Raw genomic sequence first — 7,980 nt, 5'->3', positions numbered from 1 at the left:
TCACCACGGCCCCCTTGGAGGGGCTGAACAACAAGATCAAGGTGCTCAAGCGCCAGGCCTATGGCTTCCGGGACCAGGAGTACTTCAAACTGCGAGTCCTGTTCATCCACGAGCCCACCCCATCATTTGCCGGATGAGCCTTTATTAAGATCCGGAACGTCCGCCACCGCCGCCCCGGCCTGTCGAGCCGACAACGGCATGGAAAGGCGCGGCGATCGGGTGCCGCACTCGCGCCCGGCCGGAACCAGTCCCCCACCCGCCCCCGGCAATCCTGTTGAAGGGATTCGCACCGTTTCGCTTTCCGGCCGCGGACCGGACCACCTCGGCCAGGGCCAAGGGACCGAAGACCGGCGACCGAGTCAGGAGTCAGTGGACAGACGACAGAGGACAGGGGGTTCTCTGACCTCCGGCTTCTGAAATCTGGCCCCGGATACGGCAGCCGCTCCCACGGGTTGGGACAGCCTGTGGAGCTGGAATCACGAATGATTTTCGCGTCCTAGCGTCCCAGCCTCCCAGCGTCCCAGCCGAAGATACTTGGAAGCTCCGTAGGCCGCGAGGCGCGGCCTGTTTGCAAAAACAATAACTTCCGCCTCGGCCACACGGTGCGCCGGGGCCGGCTGGACCACGGGACCGCAGACCGCGAGACCGGCGACCGACGACCGAAGTTACTTGGAAGCTCCGGTAAGCCGCGCGGGGCGCGGCCTGTTTGCAAAAACAATAACTTCCGCCTCGGCCACACGGTGCGCCGGGGCCGTCTGGACCACGGGACCGACGACCGCGAGACCGCCGACCGTGGACCGAAGTTACTTGGAAGCTCCCCAGGGCCCCTTTGGGGCCCCGCTACGCAGGACAGTAACGTCCGAGTCAGGGCTCAGGGGTGGGAGCGGCGTCCACGCCGCGATCCGGGCCAAAGGCCCGAAAGGACATGGTCGCGGCTTGGAAGCCGCTCCCACAGGGTGGGACAACCGTTGACGCTGGAATCCTAAATGATTTTAGCGTCCTAGCGTCCTAGCATCCTAACGTCCTAGCAAGAAGTTACTTGGGAGGCTGGACGGCAGAGCGAACCCGGCCCTTCCTCCGTGTTCTCCGTGTCCTCCGTGGTGGTTTACGCCAGGACGCGGATGCGCGACCGGCGGATCATCCGGGTGGAGCCCGACACGTAGCGCTCCTCGTCCACCCCGGCCCGGAACCGGTCGGTGTTGACGCCCCAGGCCCGGGCGAGGGCCCGGACCCAATGGGCCGCGGCGAACGGCAGCAGGATCCCCGCCACCTCGGGCGGCACCGCCGGCAGGGGCACCGCCCAGCCCGGGGGAGGCCCCTCGGGGGTCCAGGTGCAAAGGGCCTGGACCGTGGCCCCGATCTCCCCGGCCACCACGGCCTCGATCTCCCCCACCCGCTCGAAGGCGGGTTCGTCGTGGACGAAGAAGAGCACCAGGTCCCCCGGCCCGGTCACCAGGTACCCGGTGTGGCAGAACTCCTCGGTCTCGTAGGCCGCCGCGGGGATGACGAGTTCCAGGAGCTTGTAGGCCCCGAACCGGGCCGCCGGCCACCCGGGGCCGGTGCCGGCCAGGCCGATCCGGCACCCCGGCCGGGCTCGCTCCGCGGCCCGCGCCCCGGCGGCGGCCGCCGCCTCGCCCGCCGACCCGGCCGCCCCCGGCAGCACCCCCCAGGCGCCCAGGGGCCTTCCGGCCAGGGCCTCGCCCACGGCGGCGAGCCCGAGCTGCATGGCCCCGAAGGTCTTGGTCTGGGGAACGGCCCGGTGGTACCCGGAGTAGGCCGCGGCCCCCGGATCGCGGTAGTCGGTGCGGTCCAGGGCCTCGGCCGGGGCGGTGCCCAGGCACAGCACCCCGTCGGCCTCCCGGGCCAGGGGGGAGCCGGGGTGGTCGGTGAGGGCCAGGGTCCGGGCCCCCCGGGCCCTGGCGCAGGCCACGGCCTCGAGGACCCGGGGGGTCTTTCCCGACACGCTGAGGGCCACCAGGAGCGTCCCCGGCCCGAGGAGGTGCGTCCGGGCCCGGCTCACCTCCATGGCCGCCAGACCCCGCACCGGCACCCCCAGGTGGGGCTCCCAGAGCCACTCGGCCCACTCGGCCGCGGCGTGGCAGTCGCCGCACCCGGCCACCACGACCCGTTTCGGCCGCTCGCCCCCCAGCGCCCCGGCCACGGCCTCCCGGGCCTCCCCGAACCGGCCGAGGAGCGCCCCCCACACCCCGGGCTGCTCGGCGAGCTCGAGCCCCATGGCGTCTTGCGGGGTGTCCCCGGGCGACACGGCGTCAGTCCCCCTCGCCCCGCCGGAACGCGGGCTCCAGGATCTCGGCCTCGATCTCGTCGGGGTCGGGGGCGTTGTATTGGACGAGCCGCAGAAGGTGGGGGAACGACTCGGCGGACACCTCCACGAAATCCAGGGCCACCCCCCCCTCCTCCACCCGCACCGCCCGCGCGGCCAACACGAGGTCGAGCTCCGCCGCCCCGGGCTCCAGGTGGATCCGGCAGGTCACGCCCTGCCCCGCCTCGGGCCGCGGGCCGGGCGCCGCCGCCACGTACGCCCCCTTGAGGCTCAGGTCCCGCAACGCCCCGTGGAGGCTCTGGCCCCCCCACTCCACCGTGGCCTCCTTGCCGGCCGCCACCCTGGTTCGCCGCCGCCGCTGCATCGGATCCCTCCTCGGTACGGATTTCGGGTCCTCGGTCGCCGGGCTCCGCTCCCGCCCGCGTCCCTTCGGTACGCCTTCCGATCGGACGGGAACGCCCGGCACTTTACGCCCGGGGCGCGAGGCGGGCAACCGGCCGGAGGGCGGCGGGTCCGGCCCGGGAGCATTTTCTTGGGGGCGGAGGCCTTGACAACCCCCCCGGGGGTTCGGTACCGTTCGCGCTTCCAAGCCGTGGGCCGTTAGCTCAACTGGTAGAGCAGCTGACTCTTAATCAGCGGGTTCGGGGTTCGAGTCCCTGACGGCTCACCACCCGACAACCAACGGGCGCCGCCCCCCGGGGCGGCGCCGTTTGCCATGTCCCTCCCGCCTTTTCGCGGGTGCGGGCACCGCGTGGCACACTTGCGGCCGTCGACCAAAAGGCCCACACTCCGCGTACACGGGACCTTCAGCGCGAATCCAAGCGAGAGTGGCGGAACTGGTAGACGCACTGGACTTAGGATCCAGCGGCTCGGCCGTGGGGGTTCGAGTCCCCCCTCTCGCACCATTTCCTTGACTTCCCGTTTCGTCGCCCCCTGATCCCTAGAGAGTTGTCGAAGCGAGGCCGGAGGCCCCGAGGGGAACCCGGTCCGCGTGTGCCGCCGAAGGAGAACAAGATGAAAACCGAGGTCGAATCCATCAGCCCCGTGAAAAAGAAGCTTTCGGTGGAGATCCCGGCCGAGCGGGTGGCCCAGGAGGAAGAGGCCGCCCTGCGGGACCTGCGCCGGTCGGTCACCCTGCCCGGGTTCCGCAAGGGCAAGGCGCCCCTCAGCCTGATCCGCCGCCATTACGGCGACCGGGTCCGGGCCGACGTGCTCGGCCGCCTGATCGAGGAGTCGTACCGGGAGGCGGTGCTTTCGGAGAACCTCGTCCCGGTGTCCGACGCCGACATCCAGATCCAGTCCATGCCGGAGGAGGGCGCCCTGGCCTACACCGCGGTGATCGAGGTCCGCCCCGAGGTGGAGGCCCGGACGTACACGGGGCTCACCCTCAAGAAGGAGCGGGTCGAGGTGGACGAGGCCGAGGTGGACGAGCAGCTGGAGCGTCTGCGCCAGTCCCGTGCCACCTTCGAGCCGGCGCCCGAGGGCCACGAGGCGGCCGAGGGCGACATGGTCGTGATGGACTTCGCGGGCACCGTGGACGGCGAGCCCCTGGAGGGCGGGAGCGGGGAGGACCGCTCCGTGATCCTCGGGACGGGAACCCTGGTGGAGGGGTTCGAGGAGCAGCTCAAGGGGGCCAAGGCCGGCGAAGAGCGCACCGTGGAGATCACCTTTCCCGACGATTACCCCAACGAGGCGATTGCGGGGAAGACCGCCCAGTTCCAGGTGACGGTCAAGGAGGTCAAGGTCCGAACGGTGCCCGAGCTCGACGACGAGTTCGCCAAGGACGTGGCCGAGGTGGAGGGGCTCGAGGAGCTGCGCGACAAGATCCGGGACCAGATCCGGGCCGAGAAGGAGAAGGCGGCCGAGACCCGGTTCCGGGACCGGCTGATCGACGCGCTCCTGGACGCGAACCCCTTCGAGGTGCCCCCGAGCCAGGTCCAGGAGCAGCTGGAGTTCTCGATGGCCCGGATCAAGGAGGACCTGGCCCGGCGCGGGCTCGACCTCGCCCAGATCGGGATCGACGAGGGGCAGTTCCGCGAAAACCAGCGGGCGGCGGCCGAGCGCACGGTGCGGTGGGCGTATCTCGTGGGGGCCATCGCCCGGGCCGAGGGCATCGAGATCACGGACGCCGACGTGGACGCCCGGATCGAGGAGATCGCCCAAGCCGACGGCCGGCCCGTGTCGCTCGTGAAGAGCTTCTTCGAGCAGGGCGGCCGCCTCGAGGGGCTTCGCAATTACCTGCTGGAGCAGCGGGTGATCGAGAAGGTGGTCGAGGGGTGCACCGTGGAAGAGGTGGACCCCGAGGAACTGGAGGGCCAGGGGGAGGCCGGCGATGAGTAACCTGATCCCGTTCGTGGTGGAGCGCTCGGGCCGGGGGGAACGGGCCTACGACATCTATTCCCGGCTCCTCAAGGACCGCATCGTGTTCCTGGGCTCGCCCGTGGACGACAACGTGGCGAACCTGGTGATCGCCCAGCTCCTCTTTCTCGAATCTGAGGACCCCAAGGCCGACATCTACCTCTACATCAACAGCCCCGGGGGGCTCGTGACGGCCGGCCTTGCCATCTACGACACCATGCAGTACGTTCGTCCCGACGTGTGTACCCTGTGCCTCGGCCAGGCCGCCAGCATGGGGGCGCTCCTGCTGGCGGCCGGGGCGCCGGGCAAGCGCTGGGCCCTGCCCCACTCGAGGATCATGATCCACCAGCCGATGGGGGGGTTCCAGGGCCAGGCCACGGACATCGAGATCCACGCCCGGGAGATCCTGCGGCTGCGCGAGGAACTCAACCGGATCCTCTCGCACCACACCGGGAAGGACATCGAGACCGTGGCCCGGGACACCGATCGGGATTTCTTCATGGACGGTCGCCAGGCCCTTGAGTATGGTATCATCGACAAGGTCATCGAACGGCGACCCGACACGTAAGGGCGACCCGTCTCGCCCGGGAGAAGGCACGACGTGAATCCGAGGAAAGGCAAAGGTGGAGGGCTGTACTGCTCCTTCTGCGGCAAGGGGCAGGACGAGGTCCGCAAGCTCATCGCGGGCCCGTCGGCGTACATCTGCGACGAGTGCATCACCCTGTGCAACGACATCATCGCCGAGGAGACCTCGGTGCCCGAGGGGCTCGCCGAGGGACTCCCCTCCCCGGCCGAGATCAAGGCGTTCCTGGACGAGTATGTGATCGGCCAGGAGTCGGCCAAGAAGATCCTGTCGGTGGCGGTGTACAACCACTACAAGCGGATCCACACGCCGCCCCGAACCCGGGACGACGTGGAACTCGAAAAGTCCAACATCCTCCTCATGGGGCCCACGGGGTGCGGCAAGACCCTGTTGTCCCAGAGCCTCGCCCGGATGCTCCGGGTGCCCTTCGCCATGGCCGACGCCACGAGCCTCACCGAGGCCGGCTACGTGGGCGAGGACGTGGAGAACATCATCCTGAACCTTCTACAAAACGCCGACTACGACGTGGACAAGGCCTCCAAGGGCATCGTCTACATCGACGAGATCGACAAGATCGCCAAGAAGTCCGAGGGGCCCAGCATCACCCGGGACGTGAGCGGCGAGGGGGTGCAGCAGGCGCTGCTGAAGATCCTCGAGGGCACGGTGGCGAGCGTGCCGCCCAAGGGCGGCCGCAAGCACCCCCAGCAGGACTACATCAAGGTGGACACCCGCAACATTCTGTTCATCTGCGGCGGGGCGTTCGTGGGGCTCGAGGACATCGTGGAGCAGCGGATCGGCAAGAAGTCCATCGGGTTCGGGGCGCAGGTGGCGAGCCGGGAAGAGAAGCGCAAGGCCGGCCTCCTAGACCTGGTGGAGCCCCAGGACCTGGTGAAGTTCGGCCTGATCCCCGAGTTCGTGGGCCGGATCCCGATCCACGCGGCGCTCCACGAACTCGACGAAGACGCCCTCGTGCGGATCCTCACCGAACCGAAAAACGCCCTGGTGAAGCAGTACCAGAAGCTCCTGGAGCTCGAGGGGGTGGAGCTCACCTTCACCGACGGGGCCCTCCGGGCCATCGCGGCCGAGGCCATGCGCCGCAACACCGGGGCCCGGGGGCTCCGGGCGATCCTCGAGTCGGTGATGCTCGACGTCATGTACGAGGTGCCGAGCCTCAAGAACGTGCGCGAGGTCATCGTGAACGAGGACGCCATCACCCGCAAGGAACGACCCATATTCTGCTACGAAGAGGACGAGGCCGGCCGGGTCGGCACGGCCTGAGGATCGACAAACGCCTATGACAACCCGCTGGTTTGCCCGTGGCCGCGCCCTGCCGCTCATCCCGCTCAGGGACGTGGTCGTGTTTCCCCATATGGTCATCCCCCTGTTCGTCGGCCGGGAAAAGTCCATCGCCGCCCTCGAGGAGGCCATGGCCGGCGACCGCGACATCCTGCTCGCGGCCCAGAAAGAAGCCAAGATCAACGACCCCTCGCCCGACGACATCCACGAGGTGGGCACGATCGGGGCCATCATCCAGCTGCTGAAGCTCCCCGACGGCACGGTCAAGGTTTTGGTGGAAGGGAAGCGCCGGGCCCGGATCCGGGGGTTTCTGGCCTCGGACCGCTATTTTCTCGCCCAGGTCGAGGAGATCCCGGAGCCCGAGCTCGCCTCCAGCGAGGGCCGGGCGCTGATGCGCACCGTGGTCGAGGGGTTCGGCGAGTACGTGAAGCTGAATCGCAAGCTGCCCTCGGAGCTCGTGGGCTCGGCCGAGACGATCGAGGAGCCGGGCCGGCTCGCCGACACGATCGCCTCCCACCTGACCCTCAAGACCGCGGACAAGCAGGAACTGCTGGAGATCATCGACCCGATCCGGCGGCTGGAGCGCCTCTACGAGATGATGCGCGCCGAGACCGAGGTGCTGGAGCTCGAGCAGCGCATCAAGCGCCGGGTCAAGAAGCAGATGGAGCGCACCCAGAAGGAGTACTACCTCAACGAGCAGATGAAGGCGATCCAGAAGGAGCTCGGCGAGGGGGAGGACGCCCAGGCCGAGATCCGGGAGCTCGCCAAGAAGATCGAAGAAAAGGACATGCCCGATGAGGCCAAGGAGAAGGCGCGCAAGGAGCTCCAGCGGCTCCGGATGATGTCGCCCCTTTCGGCCGAGGCCACGGTGGTGCGCACCTACATCGACTGGATCCTGGAGCTGCCCTGGAACGAGGTGACCCAGGACAAGGTCGAGATCCCCGAGGCCCAGAAGATCCTCGACGAGGATCACTACGGGCTCAAGGAGGTGAAGGACCGGATCCTGGAGTACCTGGCGGTCCTGAAGCTCGTGGGCACGACCAAGTCCCCCATCCTGTGCTTCGTGGGACCGCCGGGGGTCGGGAAGACGAGCCTCGCCCGGTCGATCGCCCGGGCCGTGGGCCGGAAGTTCGTGCGCCTGAGCCTCGGCGGGGTGCGGGACGAGGCCCAGATCCGGGGCCACCGCCGCACCTACATCGGCTCCATGCCGGGCAAGATCCTCCAGAGCCTCCGGAAGGCCGGCAGCTCCAACCCCGTGTTCCTGCTCGACGAGGTCGACAAGATGAGCATGGACTTCCGGGGGGATCCGGCCTCGGCGCTCCTGGAGGTGCTCGACCCCGAGCAGAACGACACCTTCAACGACCACTACCTCGATCTCGACTACGACCTGAGCCGGGTTCTCTTCATCACCACGGCCAACTACCTGCCGAACATCCCGGAACCCCTGCGCGACCGCATG

General features: G+C 68.8%; 7 protein-coding genes and 2 tRNA genes. 7 read left to right on the top strand and 2 right to left on the bottom strand.

Annotated elements, in window-relative coordinates:
* The coding region (locus tag ACY0I8_RS14310; RefSeq protein WP_461394759.1) for a transposase at nucleotides 1-137 on the top strand (137 nt) is incomplete at its 5' end.
* A 968-nt stretch (nucleotides 138-1,105) separates the two neighbouring features.
* On the opposite strand, the gene ACY0I8_RS14305 is transcribed toward ACY0I8_RS14310, so the two are convergent.
* Together ACY0I8_RS14305 and ACY0I8_RS14300 are read right to left on the bottom strand one after the other, a co-directional pair.
* Nucleotides 1,106-2,266, bottom strand: coding sequence for an SIS domain-containing protein (locus tag ACY0I8_RS14305; RefSeq protein WP_461395300.1), 1,161 nt, complete (start codon nucleotides 2,264-2,266; stop codon nucleotides 1,106-1,108).
* Nucleotides 2,267-2,270: 4 nt separating this feature from the next.
* Nucleotides 2,271-2,648: a PilZ domain-containing protein gene (locus ACY0I8_RS14300; protein ID WP_461395299.1), complete on the bottom strand. Its 378-nt coding sequence runs from the start codon at nucleotides 2,646-2,648 to the stop codon at nucleotides 2,271-2,273.
* Between the two features lie 230 nt (nucleotides 2,649-2,878).
* Here ACY0I8_RS14300 and ACY0I8_RS14295 point away from each other — a divergent pair.
* The 6 genes from ACY0I8_RS14295 to ACY0I8_RS14270 all read left to right on the top strand — a co-directional run.
* Nucleotides 2,879-2,954: transfer RNA gene (locus ACY0I8_RS14295), tRNA-Lys, on the top strand.
* A gap of 151 nt (nucleotides 2,955-3,105) precedes the next feature.
* A tRNA-Leu gene (locus ACY0I8_RS14290) sits at nucleotides 3,106-3,189 on the top strand.
* A 109-nt stretch (nucleotides 3,190-3,298) separates the two neighbouring features.
* Nucleotides 3,299-4,624 (top strand): trigger factor, encoded by a 1,326-nt coding sequence (gene tig / locus ACY0I8_RS14285; RefSeq protein ID WP_461395298.1) that lies wholly within the window; start codon nucleotides 3,299-3,301, stop codon nucleotides 4,622-4,624.
* Nucleotides 4,617-5,210: an ATP-dependent Clp protease proteolytic subunit gene (gene clpP, locus ACY0I8_RS14280; RefSeq protein ID WP_459941200.1), complete on the top strand. Its 594-nt coding sequence runs from the start codon at nucleotides 4,617-4,619 to the stop codon at nucleotides 5,208-5,210. The genes tig and clpP overlap by 8 nt, the downstream gene beginning before the upstream one ends.
* 33 nt (nucleotides 5,211-5,243) lie before the next feature.
* Entirely contained in the window at nucleotides 5,244-6,503 is a 1,260-nt protein-coding gene (gene clpX, locus ACY0I8_RS14275) for an ATP-dependent Clp protease ATP-binding subunit ClpX (protein WP_461395297.1), read from the top strand.
* Between the two features lie 16 nt (nucleotides 6,504-6,519).
* On the top strand, nucleotides 6,520-7,980 hold a 1,461-nt coding region (locus tag ACY0I8_RS14270; RefSeq protein WP_461395296.1), incomplete at its 3' end, for an LON peptidase substrate-binding domain-containing protein.

It is taken from the genome of Deferrisoma sp. (assembly GCF_054681715.1).
Note: the sequence above shows the minus strand (reverse complement) of the source record. Positions and strands in the feature narration are given on the sequence as shown.

Coding starts and splice junctions, on each gene's coding strand:
- tig (WP_461395298.1), top strand. CDS start 3,299: ATGAAAACCGAGGTCGAATCCATCAGCCCCGTGAAAAAGAAGCTTTCG.
- ACY0I8_RS14300 (WP_461395299.1), bottom strand. CDS start 2,648: ATGCAGCGGCGGCGGCGAACCAGGGTGGCGGCCGGCAAGGAGGCCACG.
- clpP (WP_459941200.1), top strand. CDS start 4,617: ATGAGTAACCTGATCCCGTTCGTGGTGGAGCGCTCGGGCCGGGGGGAA.